Annotated in this window: 21 protein-coding genes; 13 read left to right on the top strand and 8 right to left on the bottom strand. The window is 64.1% G+C overall.

Annotated features, from left to right (window positions below; all coding sequences use genetic code 11):
• Positions 1-44: 44 nt before the first annotated feature.
• Together JN279_RS10655 and JN279_RS10650 are read right to left on the bottom strand one after the other, a co-directional pair.
• Positions 45-434 carry a hypothetical protein gene (locus JN279_RS10655; protein WP_096450144.1) on the bottom strand — a complete coding sequence of 130 codons (390 nt, stop codon included), beginning with the start codon at positions 432-434 and terminating at the stop codon, positions 45-47.
• Between the two features lie 22 nt (positions 435-456).
• Positions 457-663: a SlyX family protein gene (locus tag JN279_RS10650; RefSeq protein ID WP_202353688.1), complete on the bottom strand. Its 207-nt coding sequence runs from the start codon at positions 661-663 to the stop codon at positions 457-459.
• A 218-nt stretch (positions 664-881) separates the two neighbouring features.
• On the opposite strand from JN279_RS10650, the gene JN279_RS10645 reads away from it, so the two are divergent.
• The 6 genes from JN279_RS10645 to deoA are packed head-to-tail and all read left to right on the top strand — an operon-like array spanning position 882 to position 7,145.
• Positions 882-2,411: an ABC transporter ATP-binding protein gene (locus JN279_RS10645; protein WP_096450148.1), complete on the top strand. Its 1,530-nt coding sequence runs from the start codon at positions 882-884 to the stop codon at positions 2,409-2,411.
• Complete coding sequence (locus JN279_RS10640; protein ID WP_096450150.1) at positions 2,408-3,547, top strand: ABC transporter permease; 1,140 nt, start codon at positions 2,408-2,410, stop codon at positions 3,545-3,547. The genes JN279_RS10645 and JN279_RS10640 overlap by 4 nt, the downstream gene beginning before the upstream one ends.
• A gap of 1 nt (position 3,548) precedes the next feature.
• Positions 3,549-4,520: an ABC transporter permease gene (locus JN279_RS10635; protein WP_096450152.1), complete on the top strand. Its 972-nt coding sequence runs from the start codon at positions 3,549-3,551 to the stop codon at positions 4,518-4,520.
• 56 nt (positions 4,521-4,576) lie between these two features.
• A complete protein-coding gene (gene cdd, locus JN279_RS10630) occupies positions 4,577-4,969 on the top strand; it encodes a cytidine deaminase (protein ID WP_096450154.1) in 393 nt (130 codons plus the stop codon).
• Between the two features lie 47 nt (positions 4,970-5,016).
• The gene (locus tag JN279_RS10625) at positions 5,017-5,826 is read left to right on the top strand and encodes a purine-nucleoside phosphorylase (RefSeq protein WP_096450156.1); all 810 of its coding nucleotides are present in this window, start codon (positions 5,017-5,019) and stop codon (positions 5,824-5,826) included.
• Positions 5,826-7,145 (top strand): thymidine phosphorylase, encoded by a 1,320-nt coding sequence (deoA, locus tag JN279_RS10620; protein ID WP_096450158.1) that lies wholly within the window; start codon positions 5,826-5,828, stop codon positions 7,143-7,145. The genes JN279_RS10625 and deoA overlap by 1 nt, the downstream gene beginning before the upstream one ends.
• Before the next feature lie 13 nt (positions 7,146-7,158).
• On the opposite strand, the gene JN279_RS10615 is transcribed toward deoA, so the two are convergent.
• The 3 genes from JN279_RS10615 to JN279_RS10605 all read right to left on the bottom strand — a co-directional run bounded on the left by JN279_RS10615 (position 7,159) and on the right by JN279_RS10605 (position 9,548).
• Positions 7,159-7,722 carry a TIGR02281 family clan AA aspartic protease gene (locus tag JN279_RS10615; protein ID WP_202352714.1) on the bottom strand — a complete coding sequence of 188 codons (564 nt, stop codon included), beginning with the start codon at positions 7,720-7,722 and terminating at the stop codon, positions 7,159-7,161.
• Positions 7,723-7,817: 95 nt separating this feature from the next.
• On the bottom strand, positions 7,818-8,447 hold the full coding sequence (gene upp, locus JN279_RS10610) for a uracil phosphoribosyltransferase (protein ID WP_095199484.1): 630 nt from the start codon (positions 8,445-8,447) through the stop codon (positions 7,818-7,820).
• A 126-nt stretch (positions 8,448-8,573) separates the two neighbouring features.
• Entirely contained in the window at positions 8,574-9,548 is a 975-nt protein-coding gene (locus JN279_RS10605) for an adenosine deaminase (protein ID WP_096450162.1), read from the bottom strand.
• Positions 9,549-9,682: 134 nt separating this feature from the next.
• Between JN279_RS10605 and ubiE the strand changes: the two genes are divergently transcribed.
• The 5 genes from ubiE to coaBC all read left to right on the top strand — a co-directional run bounded on the left by ubiE (position 9,683) and on the right by coaBC (position 14,097).
• The gene (gene ubiE, locus JN279_RS10600; RefSeq protein ID WP_096450164.1) at positions 9,683-10,459 is read left to right on the top strand and encodes a bifunctional demethylmenaquinone methyltransferase/2-methoxy-6-polyprenyl-1,4-benzoquinol methylase UbiE; all 777 of its coding nucleotides are present in this window, start codon (positions 9,683-9,685) and stop codon (positions 10,457-10,459) included.
• Between the two features lie 67 nt (positions 10,460-10,526).
• A complete protein-coding gene (gene ubiB / locus JN279_RS10595; protein ID WP_096450166.1) occupies positions 10,527-12,101 on the top strand; it encodes a 2-polyprenylphenol 6-hydroxylase in 1,575 nt (524 codons plus the stop codon).
• Between the two features lie 84 nt (positions 12,102-12,185).
• Positions 12,186-12,443: a FitA-like ribbon-helix-helix domain-containing protein gene (locus JN279_RS10590; protein ID WP_096457903.1), complete on the top strand. Its 258-nt coding sequence runs from the start codon at positions 12,186-12,188 to the stop codon at positions 12,441-12,443.
• Positions 12,444-12,445: 2 nt separating this feature from the next.
• Complete coding sequence (locus tag JN279_RS10585) at positions 12,446-12,868, top strand: type II toxin-antitoxin system VapC family toxin (protein WP_202352713.1); 423 nt, start codon at positions 12,446-12,448, stop codon at positions 12,866-12,868.
• Complete coding sequence (gene coaBC, locus JN279_RS10580; protein ID WP_096450170.1) at positions 12,865-14,097, top strand: bifunctional phosphopantothenoylcysteine decarboxylase/phosphopantothenate--cysteine ligase CoaBC; 1,233 nt, start codon at positions 12,865-12,867, stop codon at positions 14,095-14,097. The genes JN279_RS10585 and coaBC overlap by 4 nt, the downstream gene beginning before the upstream one ends.
• Positions 14,098-14,160: 63 nt before the next feature.
• Here coaBC and JN279_RS10575 read toward each other — a convergent pair whose 3' ends face one another.
• A complete protein-coding gene (locus JN279_RS10575; RefSeq protein WP_096450172.1) occupies positions 14,161-14,739 on the bottom strand; it encodes an invasion associated locus B family protein in 579 nt (192 codons plus the stop codon).
• Between the two features lie 471 nt (positions 14,740-15,210).
• On the opposite strand from JN279_RS10575, the gene JN279_RS10570 reads away from it, so the two are divergent.
• Together JN279_RS10570 and JN279_RS10565 are read left to right on the top strand one after the other, a co-directional pair.
• Positions 15,211-15,519, top strand: a complete 309-nt coding sequence (locus tag JN279_RS10570) for a hypothetical protein (protein WP_202352712.1) — start codon at positions 15,211-15,213, stop codon at positions 15,517-15,519.
• Between the two features lie 127 nt (positions 15,520-15,646).
• Positions 15,647-16,123: an NUDIX hydrolase gene (locus JN279_RS10565; RefSeq protein ID WP_202352711.1), complete on the top strand. Its 477-nt coding sequence runs from the start codon at positions 15,647-15,649 to the stop codon at positions 16,121-16,123.
• A 3-nt stretch (positions 16,124-16,126) separates the two neighbouring features.
• On the opposite strand, the gene JN279_RS10560 is transcribed toward JN279_RS10565, so the two are convergent.
• Positions 16,127-16,978 carry a citryl-CoA lyase gene (locus JN279_RS10560; protein ID WP_202352710.1) on the bottom strand — a complete coding sequence of 284 codons (852 nt, stop codon included), beginning with the start codon at positions 16,976-16,978 and terminating at the stop codon, positions 16,127-16,129.
• On the bottom strand, positions 16,975-18,159 hold the full coding sequence (locus tag JN279_RS10555; RefSeq protein ID WP_202352709.1) for a CaiB/BaiF CoA transferase family protein: 1,185 nt from the start codon (positions 18,157-18,159) through the stop codon (positions 16,975-16,977). Before JN279_RS10555 ends, JN279_RS10560 begins: the two co-directional genes overlap by 4 nt.
• Positions 18,160-18,165 lie beyond the last annotated feature (6 nt).

The raw sequence follows: 18,165 nt of genomic DNA, 5'->3' as shown, positions 1-18,165 counted from the left end.
GAATCTGCAACCGCCGGGCGCAAGCCCGGCGGTTTCGCGTCGGCCTATAGTTTTCCTGCCAGATAGCCGAGCGCGAAGACCGCGATCAGCACGATAGCGATGACGGCACCGCGCCGGTCGCCAAGCGAATGCACACCGACGCCGTAGGGCCGGCGCTCTAGGCTGCGGATCACCGGCGTTGGTTTCGACCCGTCCAGACCAACGCCGCGCATCTGCGGCAATTCGGCGATACGCTGGGTGACCAGTTCCCAATGATTGGCTGGCAGGCCACCCGGTTTTTCGGCACGGTCGAACATATGCATGCGTTCGGCAAGCTGCAGCACGGCATCGCGGAAGGCGGGGTCGATTTCCAGATCGCGTTCGGCCCGTTCGCGCTCCGCGTCGTTCATCAGGCCAAGCACATAGTCACCGGCCCTTGCGATGCGGTCGCTCATGATGTGCGCCCTCCCCTTTTCCTCACCAGTGCGGCGGCTTGGTCACCGGCACATCGGGCGCCGACTGCTCCTCCAGCGCCAGGAAACGGTCGGTGAGCGCGTCGAGCTTGCGCTGCATGCGCTCGATCACCGTCCACTGCTCGGCGATCTGGCCCGACAGCTCCTCGATGGTCTTCTCCTGCTCGGCGGCGCGGATTTCCAGCGTCGTCAGCCGGTCGGCGGGCATGATCATTTGCAGTCCCTGATGTTGCTCCACAATGCCTTGCATCGTGATGCGAATTTCGATGCCGTCATATTAGCGAATATGAAGCTGGCGGACACGTTGGAAATTGACAAGCACACCGGGATTTGCCGAGAGTGGATGCTGCTCCGGCCGATTGGCATGGGCGGAGCGTCATGCTAGGCATTTTGACCAAGCGATAAAAAAATAAGAGTGGGACTGGCTGCATGGCGCAAGCCGCAATCGAACTGATCGGCATCAACAAGAGTTTTGGCGCCGTGCGCGCCAACCGCGACATCAATCTGGAGATCGCGCGCGGCACCATCCATGGCATCGTCGGCGAGAACGGCGCCGGCAAGTCGACGCTGATGTCGATCCTCTATGGCTTCTACCAGGCCGACAGCGGCGAAATCCGCGTCGGCGGCCAGCCGGCGTCGATCAAGACGCCCAACGACGCGATCGCGCTCGGCATCGGCATGGTGCACCAGCATTTCATGCTGGTCGACAATTTCACGGTGCTGGAAAACATCATCCTCGGAGCCGAAAGCGATGCGCTGTTGAAGCGCAGCATCACCAAGGCACGCTCCGAACTCGAACGCCTCGAACGTGAATATGGGCTCGAAGTCGATCCGGACGCGATCATCGAGGAACTGCCGGTCGGCCTGCAGCAGCGCGTGGAAATCCTCAAGGCGCTCTATCGCGGCGCCGAGATTCTCATTCTCGATGAGCCGACGGGCGTTTTGACACCGGCCGAGGCCGATCACCTCTTCCGCATCCTCAAGCAGCTGAAGGAACAGGGAAAGACGGTGGTGCTGATCACCCACAAGCTGCGCGAGATCATGGCCATCACCGACACCGTGTCGGTCATGCGCCAGGGCACGATGGTGGCAACGAGGGAAACGAAAAAGACCACCGTCGAGGAACTGGCCGAACTGATGGTCGGACGCCGCGTGCTGCTGCGGGTCGAGAAGGGTGAAGCCGAAGCCGGGGCCGTCAAGCTTGCGGTCAAGAACCTGACGGTCAAGGATTCGCGTGGCGTCACTATGGTCGACGACATCTCCTTCGACCTGCGCGCCGGCGAGATCGTCGGCATCGCCGGCGTCGCCGGCAACGGACAATCCGAACTGCTCGAGGCGATTTCCGGCATCAGGCACGCCGTTTCCGGCTCCGTCATGCTGGACGGCAAGCCGATCGATCTCACCGGCAAGGCCGACCCCGGCGAATTGCGCGACCGCGGGCTCGCCCATGTGCCGGAGGATCGCCACCATGTCGGGCTGGTGCTGGCCTTCGAGGAGAACGAAAATTCCATCCTCGGCTATCACGACGACCCCCGCTATCTCAAAGGGCCATTCCTCAACGTCGATGCCATCATGGCCGACGCCAAGGACAAGATCGAGAAATACGACATCCGTCCCGGCAATCCGCGGCTGAAGACCGCCAACTTCTCCGGCGGCAACCAGCAGAAGATCGTGCTCGCGCGGGAAATGGAACAAGACCCGGGTGTGTTGATCGTCGGCCAGCCGACGCGCGGCGTCGATGTCGGCGCCATCGAATTCATCCACAAGCGCCTGATCGCCATGCGCGATCAGGGCAAGGCCGTGCTGGTGGTGTCGGTTGAGCTCGATGAGATTCGTTCGCTGTCGGACCGCATCCTGGTGATGTTTGCCGGCCGTATCGTCGGCGAGCGCGGCCCGGAGGCGACCGAGGGCGAGCTTGGCCTGCTGATGGCGGGCGTCGAGCAAGAGGCCGCCGCATGAGCACGCCTTACGCTAAATTGCCGGCCTGGGCCGACTATGGGCTGATCCCGGTGATCAACCTTTCGGTGGCCTTCATCGTCGCCGGCTTCGTCGTGCTGCTGGTCGGCGAAAATCCGTTCCGCGCCGCGGTCATCCTCGTCGAGGGCGCCTTCGGCAAGGGAACCGGCATCGCCTTCACCCTGTTCTATGCCACCACCTTCATTTTCACCGGGCTTTCGGTGGCGGTGGCGGCGCATTGCGGCCTGTTCAACATCGGCACCGAGGGGCAGGCCTATATCGCCGGCCTTGGCATCGCCATCGTCTGCCTGTCCTTCGACAGCACGCTGCCCTGGTGGCTGACATTTCCGCTGGCCATCGTCGCTTCGGCGGCTGTCGGCGCGTTGTGGGCGCTGATCCCCGCCTATCTGCAGGCCAAGCGCGGCTCGCACATCGTCATCACCACCATCATGTTCAACTTCATCGCCGCCTCGATCATGGTCTATCTGCTGGTCGGGCCGTTGAAGCCGGCAGGGTCGCAAGCGCCGCAAACGCGCAACTTCTTCGCGGGCGCCGAACTGCCGAAGCTCAACTGGATCATCGAGCTGTTCGGCGCCAAGATCCGCTCGGCGCCGCTGAACGTCACCTTCCTGCTGGCACTGCTCATGGCCTTCCTGGTCTGGCTGCTGATCTGGCGCACCAAGCTCGGCTATGAGATGCGCACCTATGGCCACAGCCCCAAGGCAGCGCGCTATGCCGGCATTTCGGAAACCCGCATCATCATCACTGCCATGATGATCTCGGGCGCGCTCGCCGGCATGATGGCGCTCAATCCGGTGATGGGCGACCAGCACAATGTCGCGATCGACTTCGTCTCCGGCGCCGGTTTCGTCGGCATCGCCGTGGCGCTGATGGGGCGCCTGCATCCGGTCGGCATCGTGCTGGCGGCAGTCCTGTTCGGCATGCTCTACCAGGGCGGCGCCGAACTCGCCTTCGAGATGCCGGCGATCAGCCGCGACATGATCGTCATCATCCAGGGTCTGGTGATCCTGTTCGCCGGCGCGCTGGAACACATGTTCAGGCCTTACATCCAGGCACTGTTCGCCTCGTTTAGCCCGAGGTCGGTCGGCATGGAAGCGGTCAAGGGAAAGGGCGCCTGAGATGGATGTCTTTATCGCCATCGTGCAGATATTGGACTCAACCATCCGCCTGTCGGTGCCCTTGCTGCTCGCCTGCCTCGCCGGCCTCTTTTCCGAGCGTTCGGGCATCTTCGACATCGGGCTGGAAGGCAAGATGCTGGTCGGCGCTTTCGCCGGTGCCGCCGCGGCTTCCGTGTTCCATTCGGCCTTTCTCGGCCTCGGCATGGCGATCCTGATTTCGGTCGCCTTTGCCATGGTGCACGGCTTCGCCTCGATCACGCACCGCGGCAACCAGATCGTGTCCGGCGTGGCCATCAATTTCATCGCCGCCGGCTCGACCATCATCCTCGGTCAAGCCTGGTTCCAGCAGGGCGGGCGCACGCCGGCGCTGCAACCGGGCGAGCGGTTCGACGCGATTGTCTGGCCCGGCGCCGAGGCGGTCCGGGACGTGCCGATCATCGGTCCGATCTATGCGGAACTGATCTCCGGCCATTCGCTGCTGGTCTACCTCGCTTTCCTGATGGTGCCGTTCACCTGGTGGGTGCTGTTCCGCACCCGCTTTGGCCTGCGCCTGCGCGCTGTCGGCGAGAACCCGGCCGCTGTCGACACTGCCGGCATCTCGGTCGCCTGGCTGCGCTACCGCGCGCTGATCTGCACCGGCATCCTCACCGGCGTCGCCGGTGCCTATCTGTCGATGGTGCAGAATGGCGGCTTCGTGAAGGACATGACCGCCGGCAAGGGTTACATCGCGCTAGCCGCGCTGATCTTCGCCAAATGGAAGCCGGTCAACGCCATGTTCGCCTGCCTGCTGTTCGGCTTCCTCGATGCGGCGGCAATCCGCCTGCAGGGCTCGCCGCTGCCGATCATCGGCAAGGTGCCGGTGCAGTTCATGCAGGCCCTGCCCTATATCCTCACCGTCATCCTGCTCGCCGGCTTCATCGGCAAGGCCATCCCGCCGCGCGCCGGCGGCGTGCCCTACGTCAAGGAACGCTAGGCTCGGCGCGAGGCACGCGCCGGGTTTTGGACACGATCATCGGAGAGAAGAACTGAATGTCGCATGATCTGTTCGAAGCGGCCAGGACCGCCATGGCCAAGGCCTATGCGCCCTATTCGAAATTTCCGGTGGGCGCCGCCTTGCGCACCGAGGACGGGCGCGTCTTCACCGGCGCCAACGTCGAGGTCGCCTCCTATCCGGAGGGCTGGTGCGCCGAGACCACCGCGCTCGGCCACTACATCATGGGCGGCGGCGGCAAAATCGTCGAGATCGCGGTTATTGCCGAACGCATGGCCAAATGCTCGCCCTGCGGCGGCTGCCGCCAGCGGCTCGCCGAGTTCTGCCGCCCGGAGACAAAACTCTACCTCTGCGACAACACCGGCGTCGCCGAGACCGTGACCATGGGCGACATGCTGCCCTACGGTTTTCGCGGCGACATTCTCAAATGAAGAATTGGCTCAAATGAAGAATTGGCTCAAATGAAGAGCGGGCTGCAATGACCGAAAAAACGGTGGACCATCTGATCGAAAGGCTGGACGGCCTGGCCCCGTCGACAGCGCTGGTGCTGGGTTCGGGCCTCGGCGTGCTTGTCGACCGGATCGAGCACCCGATCCGCGTCCCCTATGCCGACCTGCCGGGTTTTCCCAGAAGCGGCGTCAGCGGCCATGCCGGCGAAGTCGTGGCGGGGCTGTTTGCCGGCGTGCCGGTGCTGATGCTGTCGGGCCGCGCCCATTACTATGAGCATGGCGATGCGGCGGCGATGCGGCCGGTGCTGGAGGTGCTCGCCGGCATTGGCATCACCAAACTGATCCTGACCAATGCCGCCGGCTCTGTCGATCCGGATATGCCGCCGGGCTCGGTGATGCTGCTCACCGACCACATCAATTTCTCGGGCAGCAATCCGCTGATCGGCGAGCCGAGCGACCGCCGCTTCGTCGGCCTGACCGAAGCCTATGACGCCGGCATCCGCAAGGCGATCGAGCGCGCGGCGAAGGCGACCGGCACCACGCTGCACCAGGGCGTCTATATGTGGTTTTCCGGCCCCTGTTTCGAAACACCGGCCGAAATCCGTATGGCGCGCATCATGGGCGCCAACGCGGTGGGCATGTCGACCGTGCCGGAGGTCATTCTTGCCCGCTTCCTTGGCCTGCGCGTCGCCGCCTGCTCGGTTATCACCAATCTGGCGGCCGGCATGACCGGAGCCGAACTTTCGCACCAGGAGACCAAGGACATGGCGCCGGTCGGCGGGTCGCGGCTGGCAACGGTCCTGCACAGAGTGTTCCGCGACGGACTGCTGGAGAGCTGATGCTTCCGCAGGAAATCATCCGTCACAAGCGGGACGGCCACAGGCTCTCGGCCGGTGAAATCGCGGCCTTCATCAATGGCGTCACCTCGGGCGCCGTCACCGATGGCCAGGCCGCGGCTTTTGCCATGGCGGTGTTCTTCAACGGCATGAACCGCGACGAGGCCGTAGCGTTGACGCTGGCCATGCGCGATTCCGGCGATGTGCTCGACTGGTCGGACCTGCCCGGCCCGGTCACCGACAAGCATTCGACCGGCGGCGTCGGCGACAATGTCTCGCTGATGCTGGCGCCGCTCGTCGCTGCCTGCGGCGCCTATGTGCCGATGATCTCAGGCCGTGGCCTCGGCCATACCGGCGGCACGCTGGACAAGATGGATGCGATCCCCGGCTACACCAGCCAGCCCGATATTGCGTTGTTTCGCCGGGCGGTTCTGGAAACGGGCTGCGCCATCATCGGCCAGACCGCCGATCTGGCGCCGGCCGATCGCCGGCTCTATGCCATCCGCGACGTCACCGGCACGGTGGAATCGGTGCCGCTGATCACGGCCTCGATCCTGTCGAAGAAGCTGGCCGCCGGCCTGGGTTCGCTGGTGCTCGACGTCAAGGTCGGCAATGGTGCCTTCATGGAGAAATCGCGAGACGCGACCGCGCTCGCCAACAGCCTGGTCGAAGTCGCCAGCGGCGCCGGGCTGAAGGTCTCGGCGCTGATCACCGGCATGAACGAGCCGCTGGCCTCGGCCGCCGGCAACGCCGTCGAGGTGCGCAACGCCGTCGATTTCCTCACCGGCCGTTTGCGTGACCGGCGCCTGGAGGACGTGACACTGGCGCTGGCCGCCGAAATGCTGCAGTCGGCCGGATTGGTGTCGTCCAACCAGGATGGCCTGCGGCGCGCCACCGAGGCGCTCACCAGCGGCCGTGCCGCCGCCACCTTCGCGCGCATGGTGGCGGTGCTTGGCGGCCCCGCGGATTTCATCGAGAATCCGGAAAAATACCTGCCCGACGCGGCAACGGAATTCGCGGTCAAGGCAACGGCAAACGGGTTCGTCACCGGCATCGCCACCCGCGACATCGGCCTTGCTGTGGTTGGCCTGGGCGGCGGGCGCACAAGGCCTGACGACAAGATCGACCCCAGCGTCGGCATCACCAGGCTGCTGCCCATAGGGGCGGAAGTGCACGCCGGAGATGCTCTGGCGCTGATCCACGCCCGCTCACCCTCCGATGCCGAGGCCGCAGCCGCCACCGTGGTTTCGGCCTATGCCATCGGCGCCTCGAAACCGCCGGCCGACAAAACCGTCATCCGGCGGATCCTGCCGCGCGGCTGACCGAGCCGGGAGCCTATTGGACGAGCAGCAACGTGCCGTTTTCGGCCTGGTATTTGCCGAGCCGGTTGAGGAAGCTCATGCCGATCAGGTTGGTGCGCAACGCCTTGTCGTCGAGCACGATGGCCTGCACGCCATCGACGCTGATGCTGCCGATCTGCAGCCGGTCGATCATCACCACCGCCGCCTTGATCGAGCCGTTGGCGGTGTTGACCTCATGGCTGAAATCGGACGGATTGAGCGACAGCCCGATCCGGCGCGCCGTCGACGTGTTGACCGCGACCAGCGTGGCGCCGGTGTCGATCATGCCGTCCACCTGACGGCCGTTGAGTTTGAAGGTCGACGAGAAGTGTCCGCGCCCGTCCGCCGCGACGACGACCTTGCGCCCGGTCGGCAGCGGCGCCGCCGGCTTGTCGGGAACCGACGCCAGGCTGACCTGCGGTTGTCCCTCGACCTCGGGCTTGGCCGTCACCGTCGATTTCAGCAGGTTTTCAAATATCTGCGGATTCGACTGGTAGGCGACCGGGATCGATGCCGATGTACCGGCAAAGACGCTGAGGATGAGAAGCTTGCGCAGCATGGATCGGCCTTTGTGCTGCCGATCCTTTAGCCCCTGATGGTGTTTGCCGCTTTAACGGGCGCCAAAACCGCACCGTTACGTAAACATTCGGTAAATTACTTTGTCCCGTACATGCGGTCGCCGGCGTCACCGAGGCCGGGCATGATGTAGCCCTTCTCATTGAGCTGGCGGTCGATGGACGCTGTGAACACAGGAACGTCCGGATGCGCCTTGGTGAAACGCTCGATGCCTTCGGGTGCCGCCAAAAGGCACAGGAACCGGATGTTGGTGGCGCCACGCCCTTTCAGCTTGTCGATCGCCGCGATCGCCGAATTGGCGGTCGCCAGCATCGGATCGACGACGATCACCAGCCGGTCGGCGAGGTCGCTCGGCGCCTTGAAGAAATATTCGACCGCCTCCAGCGTCTCGTGGTCGCGGTAGAGGCCGATATGGGCGACGCGGGCCGCCGGCACCAGGTCGAGCAGGCCTTCCAGCAGACCGTTGCCGGCGCGCAGCACCGAAGCGAACACCAGCTTCTTGCCCTCCAACGTCGGCGCTTCCATTTCCTCGATTGGTGTCTCGATGGTGGTGGTGGTCAGTTCGAGATTGCGGGTCACCTCGTAGCCGAGCAGCAGCGATATCTCGCGCAACAGCCGCCGGAAGCCGGCGGTCGAAGTCTCCTTCTTGCGCATGATGGTCAGCTTGTGCTGGACAAGCGGGTGGTCGACGACGGTGACGCCCTTCATGGTGCTCTCCTGATGCGTGTCGCCCGGCGCGCGGACGCGCTTCAGGCAGCTGGAACGACCCTAGCGACTATGGAGCGGCCAAGGAACCGCTTGGCCGGCATCGACCACAGCTTTGTCGGAAGAAAATCAGCGTGCCGCGCCGTTCAGCCGCGCAAGAAGTGCCGCCTTGGTCTTCCTGTCGACGAAGGCGGCTTCGATGGCGGTTCTGGTGACGGCCGCAAGCGCCTTTTCGTTCATTGCGAAATGCTCGGCGGCGATATCATATTCGCGCTTCAGCGAGGTCCAGAAATAGGGCGGGTCGTCGGAGTTGAGCGTCACCTTGCAGCCGGCCGCCTGCAAGGCGGGAAACGGATGGTCGGCAAAACTGTCGAACACCTTGAGCGCGATGTTGGAACCAGGACAGCATTCCAGAACGATGCCTTCGTCGGCGATGCGCCGGACGAGGTCCGGGTTCTCGATGGCGCGCACGCCGTGGCCGATGCGCGAGGGGCGGATATGGTCGAGCGCCGCCTGCACGGTCTCCCAGCCCGTCAGTTCGCCGGCATGGATGGTGATGCCGAGCCCGGCCTCGCGCGCGATCTCGAAAGCCCTGACATAGTCTTCCATCTCGCCCATGCGCTCGTCGCCGGCAACGCCGAAGCCGGTGACCAGCGGATGCCCGCAACGTGCCGCGAAGCGCGCCGCCCGTTCGATCGATTCCACACCGACATGGCGCACGCCGGTGACGATCATGCGGCCCTCTATGCCGGTCTTGGCCTTGGCGCGGAGCATGCCTTCGCCAAGCGCGTCGGTATAGGCCTTGGGCGACAGCCCAGCCTTCGTCGCATGATCCGGGGAGGTGAACACTTCGGAATAGATGGCGCCGTCGCGGGCCAGGCTGGTCAGATAATGATCGGCCAGCCGCGCATAATCCTCCTCGGTGCGGAACAGATCGGCGGAAAAGTCGTAGGCCGCGAGGAAGGACGTGAAATCGTGCCAGACGAAGGAACCGTTCTGGATATAGGGCGAGGTATCCTTGCCGTATTTCTGCGCCTGGCGGATGACGAGTTCTGGCGCGGCTGCCCCTTCAATGTGGCAGTGCAGTTCCGCTTTCAAAGGCATTCAAACATCCCGTCTGTCAGTCCAGGTCTTGAAAACCCACCACCTGGAAGCGCGGCTGAACACCGCGCCTTAAACAATAGCGCCCACAGCATCGATCGGCTATGGTCCCGCCGGTTTTATGACGGATCAAAAAAATGTCAGTTGAGAGAACCACGGCCGCGGGCGGCATGGAAACCTCCTATGGTTTCAAGCGTGTAGGGGAAGGCGAGAAGCAGTCCCTGGTCAACGATGTTTTCCACAAGGTCGCCAACCGCTATGACCTGATGAACGACCTGATGTCGGCCGGCCTGCACCGGCTGTGGAAGGATGCCATGGTGACATGGCTCAATCCGCCGAAGCGGGCGGGCTGGAAGGTCCTGGACGTGGCCGGCGGCACCGGCGACATCGCCTTCCGCATTGTCGATGCCAGCCATGGCAACGCGCATGCCACGGTGCTCGACATCAACGGCTCGATGCTCAGTGTCGGGCGAGACCGGGCCGAAAAGAAAGGCCTGTCCGGCAACACCGATTTCGTCGAGGCCAATGCCGAAGAACTGCCCTTTGCTGACGCCACCTTCGACGCCTACACCATCGCCTTCGGCATCCGCAACGTGCCGCGCATCGATGTCGCGCTTGCGGAAGCGTTCCGCGTGCTGAAGCCGGGCGGTCGGTTCCTGTGCCTGGAATTTTCCGAGGTCGAGATGCCGCTGCTCGACAAGGCCTATGAAGCCTGGTCATTCAACGCCATCCCCAGGATCGGCAAGATGGTCACCGGCGACGGCGAGCCCTATTCCTATCTGGTCGAATCGATCGCGAAATTCCCCAACCAGCAGAATTTTGCGGCGATGATTTCCCGCGCTGGTTTCGACCGCGTTTCCTTCCGCAACTATTCCGGCGGTATTGCCGCGCTGCATTCGGGCTGGAAGCTTTGAGGCTGGCCCGCATTTCCCATCCCCGATATGGCTCGTGCCGGTCGCAAGGACCGGCCGGGGTGCGGCCATGAGCAGCGTCGGCGCTGGTTTCAGGCTCGCACGGGCCGGCTGGGTGCTGGTGCGCGAGGGCGTCATCGCCGCTCTGCCGGGCGAGGAACTGTCCGGCCTGCCGAAATTCGGCTGGCGGCTGGCGCGGCTGTTCACCCGCCGCCGCGCGCTGGCCTATGAGCGCAGCGACCGGCTGGCCAAGGCGGTGGTTCGGCTCGGCCCGTCCTATGTCAAGCTTGGCCAGTTCCTGGCAACGCGGCCCGATGTCGTCGGCAACGACATGGCGCTCGATCTCGCCATGCTGCAGGACAAGATGCATACCTTCCCGAGAGCCGAGGCGGTCTCGGCCATCGAAGCCTCGCTCGGGCGCAAGGTGAGCGATCTCTACGCGGAGTTCGGCGACCCGGTCGCCGCCGCTTCGATCGCCCAGGTCCATACCGCCGAAACCATCCATGACGGCGCTGCCACCAAGGTCGCGGTGAAGGTGATCCGGCCCGGCGTGCGCCGCCGCTTCTTCCAGGATCTCGAAAGCTATTTCCTCGCCGCCCGCCTGCAGGAGAAATACATCCCCTCCTCGCGCCGACTGCGGCCTGTCGAGGTGACCGAGACGCTTGCACAGACCACCAAGATCGAGATGGATTTGCGCCTCGAGGCGGCGGCACTCTCCGAACTTGGTGAGAACACCAGGGACGATCCGGGCTTTCGCGTACCGTCCGTCGACTGGGAGCGCACCGGCCGCGACGTGCTGACGATGGAATGGGTCGATGGCGTCAAGATGAACAACATCGCAGGCCTGGAGGAGGCCGGCCATGATCTGAAAGCGATCGCCGCGAACCTCATCCAGTCGTTCCTGCGCCATACTTTGCGCGACGGTTTCTTCCACGCCGACATGCATCCCGGCAATTTGTTCGTCGAGGCGAGCGGTACCATTGTCGCCGTCGATCTCGGCATTGCCGGCCGTCTCGGCAAGAAGGAGCGTCGCTTCCTCGCCGAAATCCTCTATGGCTTCATCACGCGCGACTATCTGCGCGTCGCCGAGGTGCATTTCGAGGCCGGTTACGTGCCGCGCCAGCACAATGTCGCGGCCTTTGCGCAGGCGATCCGCGCCATAGGCGAGCCGATCCATGGCCAGCCGGCCGAGACCATCTCCATGGCCAAGCTGCTGACGCTGCTGTTCGAGGTGACCGAACTCTTTGACATGGCGACGCGGCCCGAGCTGATCCTGCTGCAGAAGACCATGGTGGTGGTCGAGGGCGTGGCGCGCACGCTCGATCCGGCCTTCAACATGTGGAAGACGGCCGAGCCGGTGGTCGGCGGCTGGATCGCTGGAAACCTTGGCCCGCGCGGCATGATGGTCGATGCGCGCGACGGCGCCAGGGCGCTGCTGACGCTCGCCCGCCAGGCGCCGGAGCTTGCCGCGCGCACCGACCGGCTGTCGCGCGAAATCGACCTGATGGCCGAGCACGGGCTACGCTTCGACGAAACCACGGCGCGGGCCATCGGCAGGGCCGAGGCGCGCTACAGCCGCTCCGGCCGCGTGGCGCTGTGGGTGATTGCGCTGACGCTAGTCTATATAGCCTGGAAGTTGCTCTGAGCACCCTCAATGACAGCAATGCAGGCATTGCTGTCATTGAAAGCAACGCTTTCATGGACTACGTTGAGGGTAAGGAGCAAAAACATGAGCACACTTACCATCCGCAATCTCGATACCAACGTGAAGCAGAAACTGCGTGAGCGAGCTGCCATGAGGGGAGTCTCAATGGAAGAGGAAGCGCGCAGCGTTCTTGCCAAGAGTGTCCTTTCGGACGGTGTGGACCAAGACCCTCGGGGCGAGTCCCTTTACGCCGCGATTCGTAGACTGGTTGAGCCCCATGGCGGTTTCGATATCGAGTTGCCGGAGCGCGGCCCTACGCGCGAACCACTGAAATTTGACTAACCATGTTCGTGCTGGATACGAATGTTATTTCCGAAACCTTCAAACCACGGCCGGATGCAGGGGTGGCTACCTGGATGGATAGCTCCCTCGCGACCCGCTCATATGTCACGGCGATGACCAAGGCAGAGCTGCTTGTCGGACTTGCGAACATGCCCGATGGAAAGCGTAAAGCTGCACTGGGCAGTGTTATCGGGGCCTTTTTCACCACGTGGCTCAAGACCCCAGTGCTCGCGTTTGGAGACCGTGAGGCCGAAGCATACGCAGAGATTGTTTCGAAGAGACGATTTCTGGGACGCCCTATCCGCGAATTTGACGCACAGATCGCCTCGGTTGCTCGCTCACGAGGCTTTGCGGTAGTGACTAGAAATGTTGCTGACTTTTCCGACTGCGGTATCAACATAGTCAATCCTTGGGAGGGTGCATGAGCCTCTCCAGCAAACGCATCCTGCTCATCATCGGCGGTGGCATCGCCGCCTACAAGGCGCTCGACCTGATCCGCCGGCTGCGCGAGCGCGGTGCGGCTGTTCGGGTGGTGATGACTGCCGCTGCCCAGGAATTCGTCACCACCCTGTCGGTTGGAGCACTCTCGGCCGACCATGTCTTCACCGAATTGTTCGACCGCAATGACGAACACGATGTCGGCCACATCAGGCTGTCGCGCGAGGCCGATCTTCTGGTTGTGGCGCCCGCCACCGCCGATCTGATGGCCAAGCTTGCCAACGGCCATGCCAACGATCTTGCCTCCACCGTGCTCATCGCCACCGACAAGCCGGTGCTGATGGCGCCGGCGATGAACCCGAGGATGTGGGCGCATCCGGCCACTCGCCGCAACCGCGCGACCTTGGGCAAGGATGGCATCGCTTTCGTCGGTCCGGCCAAAGGCGAGATGGCCGAAAGCAACGAGGCCGGCGAAGGCCGCATGGCCGAGCCGCTGGAGATCGTCGCCGCGGTCGAGGCGATGCTCGATGCCGGCCCCAAACCGTTGGCGGGGCGCAAGATCATCGTTACCTCCGGTCCGACGCACGAACCGATCGACCCGGTGCGCTATATCGCCAACCGTTCCTCCGGCAAGCAGGGCCACGCCATCGCCGCGGCATTGGCAAGGCTTGGCGCCGATGTGCGCCTCGTCTCGGGTCCTGTAAGCATCGCCGACCCGGCCGGCGTGAAGACCATCCATGTCGAGCGTGCGCAAGAGATGCGCGACGCGGTCGAACAGCTTCTGCCCGCCGATGCCGCGGTGTTCGTCGCCGCCGTCGCCGACTGGCGCAGTGAGAATTCGGCGGGCGAGAAGATCAAGAAAGTAGCAGGCGAAGGACCACCGGTGCTGCGCATGGTCGAAAACCCCGACATCCTGGCAGGCGTCGGCCATCACAGCCAACGGCCCGGCCTGGTCGTCGGCTTCGCCGCCGAGACGCAGGATCTTTTGCGCAATGCAGAGGCCAAGCTCAGAAAGAAAGGCGCCGACTTCATCGTCGCCAACGACGTCTCGCATGAAAGCGGCATCGGCCCCACGGGCGTCATGGGCGGCGACCGCAACAAGGTGCGGATCGTCTCAAAGACTGGCGTCGAGGAATGGCCCGAAATGACCAAGGACAAGGTGGCGGCGCGGCTCGCCACCCTCATTGCCGAACGGTTGAAAACAACAATCGTTTGACGCGCATTGGATAAGACACGCGGCGCCCGTTGGACGCCGCGCATCGGATTCCTGTCTGAACCGTCAGTTTGACAACAGTTCCGCCGTGCGGGCGAGCGCGCCGCCGAAACCGTTGAGCGGAATGGAAAAGCTAACCGCTTGTCCCGTGTCGGCCGCAAAGGCGTCGATCTTCAGCGTGGTGCCGTTCTTGAGCAGCGGCGTGACATTGGCGTCGAACGCCACCGGCACCAGGCAGCCGACCACCTGGCAAGTGTTGAACGCCAGGCTGCCATCGAGCTTCTGGTCGTCGATGGTCAGGGTGACGCCCTTGGCGAGCGCCAAGCCAAACGGCAGGGCAAGCGTGCCGGTGGCGTCTTCGCCGGTCTTGCTCGACAGTTCGATCGCCAGCAGCCGCTGGTTGCTTTGCTTGTTGAACTGCTGGTGCGACAGGCTGCAGACCTTGTTCGTGCCCGATATCTGGCAGTTGACCGTCCAGTCGCCATGGGTTTCGGACAAGGCCGATGCCCCGCCGGGCAGCTGCGGCGCATCAGCCGCGGCGGGCGGCGCCGCCACCTTGTCGCCCTTGGTCTGCGCGGCCACGGCCGGCACACCGGCGATGCAGGCCGCACCCAGCATCGCAACCAAATACGCGTATTTCCTCATCAAGACCTCTCCCGCCCGGCTCCGTCTCGAACCAGCCTGGAAGCTGACCTTGAGAGACGCGCTGGCTACATTCTGTTTGACCGTTTCCCCGAAGGCGCCGTTGTACCCGACGGACATGCCGACGCCATTGACGCCATTCAGTTCGAGGCCAGCGCCGACCCCGATAGAGCGGCGAATCGATCGCCTCCGTCAAGTGCAATGCGGGGTTGCCGGGCAGATTCTCGGCAGCCGCAAAGCGACCTTTATTGCGGCAACTCCACCTGGCCTTCCATGGAGCGAATGCCGCAGTGTCGCCGGGCGCGATGTCCATGCCGATCTCAAGCATTGGCGTCGTCGGCAATCTGCGGTCGCGGTCGGATGGCCAGCAGAGGGCTTGATCGATTTCAACGCGCCCGATGGGCCGGCCATGGCATCGCCGGACAAACACCCTATATTACGGGCATGAACAGGTTTTTTGGCAGGAATGATCGGATGGCGGTGGGTCTCCCGTCGGTGCGTCTGGTGTCGGCGCTGCTGGCCGCGGCTTTCGTGGCCGGGCTTGCGCTGCCCGCTTCCGCGCAGGTGCTCAATCCCGCGGCCAACGGCAACGCGCTGGTCCAGCAGAACGATTTGCAGATCTTGCAGAACCGGGTGCAGCGGCAGCAATTTCAGCAGCAGCAACAGCAGTATCGCGCCCAGGACCGGGTGATCGTCCAGCAGCCGGCGCCAGTGGTGCCGCAGGTCAGGCCGAGTTGCCAGACCCAGATCATCGGCAACACCGCCGTGAGCACTTGTCGCTGACAGCCAGACCACTCTTTTAATTAGCCGACTTACATGATAGGGGCCTTCGAGTGCCCCTGCGGCAGTTTGGGTTTTGCAAAGGCGCCGCATCACGCTATGGGGCACTGCACCGACTGGATTGTTACGAATGGCAGTCACCAAGAAAAAGGCCGTGCGCAAGGCCAAGAAAGGCGAGCGGATCCGCCAGGTCGCGGCGATCCCCTTTCGGTTGACCGCGGACGGCGATTTCGAGGTGATGCTGGTCACGTCGCGGACGACGCAGCGCTTCATCGTCCCCAAGGGTTGGCCGATGAAAGGCAAGAGCGGGCGCAAGGCGGCCACCATCGAGGCGCAGGAGGAAGCCGGCGTGCTCGGCAAGGCGCTGAAGAAGCCGGCCGGCACCTATTCCTACTGGAAACGGCTGGCCAACCGCTTTGTCCGCGTCGACGTCATCGTCTACCTGCTTGAAGTGACCGAAGAGCTGGCCGACTGGCAGGAAGCCAGACGCCGGCAGCGGGCCTGGCTGGCGCCGGCCGATGCGGCGATGCTCATCGACGAACCCGATCTGTCGACGCTGGTGAAGACCCTGAAGCTTCCCGATCCTGTGCCGCTCGGCCAGGCATAGGCTTCACTCGCCAGCCCCGTCCTCGCTCGGAAACGACCGTACCGGCGTGCCGGTATAGGCCCACAGCCATTCGCGCGGCAGCGGGCCCTTGTTGCGCTCGCTCTGCTGCGACTGTTCCCAGGCATGCGCCAGGATGCCGACAGAGCGCGACAGCACGAAGAGTCCCCGTGTCAGCGGAGGCGGGAAGCCCAGTTCTCCGTAGATGACGGCCGTGGCGCCATCGATGTTGAGCGGGATCTTCTTGCCCTTGCGGCGTGCGACCTCCGCCTCGATCGCCTCGGCGATGTCGGCGAACCGTCCATTGACGACACCCCGCGCGGCAAATTCGCGGGTCAGTTCCAGCAGGCGCGGTGCGCGCGGATCGACCGGGTGAAAGCGGTGGCCGAGCCCCGGCACATAACCCTTTTCCTCGCCGAAGAACCGGTCGAGCCGGGCGGAGACCGCCTCCCCCAGCGCCATCCCGCCATCGATTGCCATGGCAATATCGCCATAGAAGGACAGCGCCTGTTCACCGGCGCCGCCATGCACGTCGCCAAGCACGTTGATGGCCGAGGCCATGGCGCTGTTGATGCCGACGCCGCAGGTGATGGCCATGCGGGCAATGGCGATCGACGGCGCCTGCGGCCCATGGTCGACGGCCGCACCGAGCGCAATGCCAAGCAGCGCGGCCTGGTCCTCGCTGGGCAATTCGCCACGCAGCATCAGCCAGATCATTGCCGGGAAGCTGACGCGGCCGATCAGGTCCTGGATCTCATAACCGCGCAGCCGGATGACGCCGGGGCTCATCTCGATGATGCCGGTCTGCCACCATTCCTCGCCGCGTTCACGGCCGGTTTTCTTCTGTATATCGCTCATGCCCGTGCCCCGGCCTTGGCGCGTGGTGGCAGCTGGGCGAAGATCTCGTCCATATGCTCGCCAAGTGCCGGCGGCGGCTTCGTCGGCAAAGGCGCCTCACCGTCGACCATGAAGCCGCCGCGCAGAACCGTCAGCGGCCTGTCCATCCCGGCCACATCGTCAAAATTCGCGGTCACCTGGCGTTCGAGCACTTGCGGCTCGACCAGCACTTGCGGGATCGTCAGCACCCTGCCAGCCGGCACACCGGCGCGATTGAACTTCTCTTCCCAAGCCGCGGCCGAGGCCCCTGCCAGGGCCTCCTCGATCTCGGCCTTCAGCGCCACGCGGTTCTTCTTGCGTGTCTCACGCTCGGCAAAGCGCGGGTCCGAGGCCAGCTCCTGTTGACCGATCAGCCGACACAGCGCCACGAACTGCTCCTGCTTGTTGGCGGCGATGTTGAGCAGGCCGTCGCCGGTGCGGAAGGCGCCGGAGGGTGCCGCGGTCATGTTCTCATTGCCCATAGGCATGGGATCGACCCCTGCCGTCAGATAGTTCGACACCGGCCAGCCCAGCGCGGAAAGCGTGCATTCGAGCATCGAGACGTCGAGGAAGGCACCCTCGCCTGACGTCTTCTGCCTGACCAGTGCCGCCGCAATACTGAAGGCACCGACCAGGCCGCCCAGCGTATCGGCAACGGGATAGCCGACACGCAGCGGCGCCGTTTCCGGCGTGCCGGTGATGCTCATGATGCCCGACAGCCCCTGGATGATCTGGTCGTAGGCGGGATTGTCACGCATTGGCCCGGTCTGGCCGAAACCCGATATCGCGCAATAGACGAGACCGGGACGGACCGCCTTCAGCGCTTCATAACCAAGGCCAAGCCGATCCATCACGCCGGGGCGGAAATTCTCCACCAGCGCGTCCGCACTGGCGACCAGGTCGAGGAAACGCTCGCGATCGGCCACTGTCTTGAGGTCGAGCACGACCGATCGTTTGCCGGCGTTCTGCGCCAGGAAGGAGGCGCCCATGCCGGCCTGGTTGAGTTTTGGCGAACCGCCGAGCTGGCGCGCCAGGTCGCCGCCTTGCGGCCCCTCGACCTTGATCACGTCGGCCCCCAACAGCGCCAGCTGATAGGCACAATAAGGCCCGGCCAGGACATTGGTCAGGTCGAGAACGCGGATACCGGAAAGCAGGTCAGTCATGTCGTC

The sequence above is a fragment of the Mesorhizobium sp. 113-1-2 genome (genome assembly GCF_016756475.1).
Lineage (GTDB): Bacteria > Pseudomonadota > Alphaproteobacteria > Rhizobiales > Rhizobiaceae > Mesorhizobium > Mesorhizobium loti_C.
The sequence above is the reverse complement of the archived record's forward strand: the minus strand, read 5'-3'. Positions and strand labels throughout refer to the sequence as shown.

What these genes read in the sequence shown, in the direction of transcription:
- JN279_RS10570 (WP_202352712.1), top strand. Translation starts at nt 15,211, where the DNA reads ATGGCGGTGGGTCTCCCGTCGGTGCGTCTGGTGTCGGCGCTGCTGGCC.
- JN279_RS10555 (WP_202352709.1), bottom strand. Translation starts at nt 18,159, where the DNA reads ATGACTGACCTGCTTTCCGGTATCCGCGTTCTCGACCTGACCAATGTC.
- JN279_RS10590 (WP_096457903.1), top strand. Translation starts at nt 12,186, where the DNA reads ATGAGCACACTTACCATCCGCAATCTCGATACCAACGTGAAGCAGAAA.
- deoA (WP_096450158.1), top strand. Translation starts at nt 5,826, where the DNA reads ATGCTTCCGCAGGAAATCATCCGTCACAAGCGGGACGGCCACAGGCTC.
- JN279_RS10655 (WP_096450144.1), bottom strand. Translation starts at nt 434, where the DNA reads ATGAGCGACCGCATCGCAAGGGCCGGTGACTATGTGCTTGGCCTGATG.
- JN279_RS10560 (WP_202352710.1), bottom strand. Translation starts at nt 16,978, where the DNA reads ATGAGCGATATACAGAAGAAAACCGGCCGTGAACGCGGCGAGGAATGG.
- JN279_RS10625 (WP_096450156.1), top strand. Translation starts at nt 5,017, where the DNA reads ATGACCGAAAAAACGGTGGACCATCTGATCGAAAGGCTGGACGGCCTG.
- JN279_RS10635 (WP_096450152.1), top strand. Translation starts at nt 3,549, where the DNA reads ATGGATGTCTTTATCGCCATCGTGCAGATATTGGACTCAACCATCCGC.
- JN279_RS10640 (WP_096450150.1), top strand. Translation starts at nt 2,408, where the DNA reads ATGAGCACGCCTTACGCTAAATTGCCGGCCTGGGCCGACTATGGGCTG.
- JN279_RS10645 (WP_096450148.1), top strand. Translation starts at nt 882, where the DNA reads ATGGCGCAAGCCGCAATCGAACTGATCGGCATCAACAAGAGTTTTGGC.
- ubiB (WP_096450166.1), top strand. Translation starts at nt 10,527, where the DNA reads ATGAGCAGCGTCGGCGCTGGTTTCAGGCTCGCACGGGCCGGCTGGGTG.
- upp (WP_095199484.1), bottom strand. Translation starts at nt 8,447, where the DNA reads ATGAAGGGCGTCACCGTCGTCGACCACCCGCTTGTCCAGCACAAGCTG.
- cdd (WP_096450154.1), top strand. Translation starts at nt 4,577, where the DNA reads ATGTCGCATGATCTGTTCGAAGCGGCCAGGACCGCCATGGCCAAGGCC.
- JN279_RS10605 (WP_096450162.1), bottom strand. Translation starts at nt 9,548, where the DNA reads ATGCCTTTGAAAGCGGAACTGCACTGCCACATTGAAGGGGCAGCCGCG.
- JN279_RS10575 (WP_096450172.1), bottom strand. Translation starts at nt 14,739, where the DNA reads ATGAGGAAATACGCGTATTTGGTTGCGATGCTGGGTGCGGCCTGCATC.
- JN279_RS10565 (WP_202352711.1), top strand. Translation starts at nt 15,647, where the DNA reads ATGGCAGTCACCAAGAAAAAGGCCGTGCGCAAGGCCAAGAAAGGCGAG.
- ubiE (WP_096450164.1), top strand. Translation starts at nt 9,683, where the DNA reads ATGTCAGTTGAGAGAACCACGGCCGCGGGCGGCATGGAAACCTCCTAT.
- JN279_RS10585 (WP_202352713.1), top strand. Translation starts at nt 12,446, where the DNA reads ATGTTCGTGCTGGATACGAATGTTATTTCCGAAACCTTCAAACCACGG.
- JN279_RS10615 (WP_202352714.1), bottom strand. Translation starts at nt 7,722, where the DNA reads ATGCTGCGCAAGCTTCTCATCCTCAGCGTCTTTGCCGGTACATCGGCA.
- coaBC (WP_096450170.1), top strand. Translation starts at nt 12,865, where the DNA reads ATGAGCCTCTCCAGCAAACGCATCCTGCTCATCATCGGCGGTGGCATC.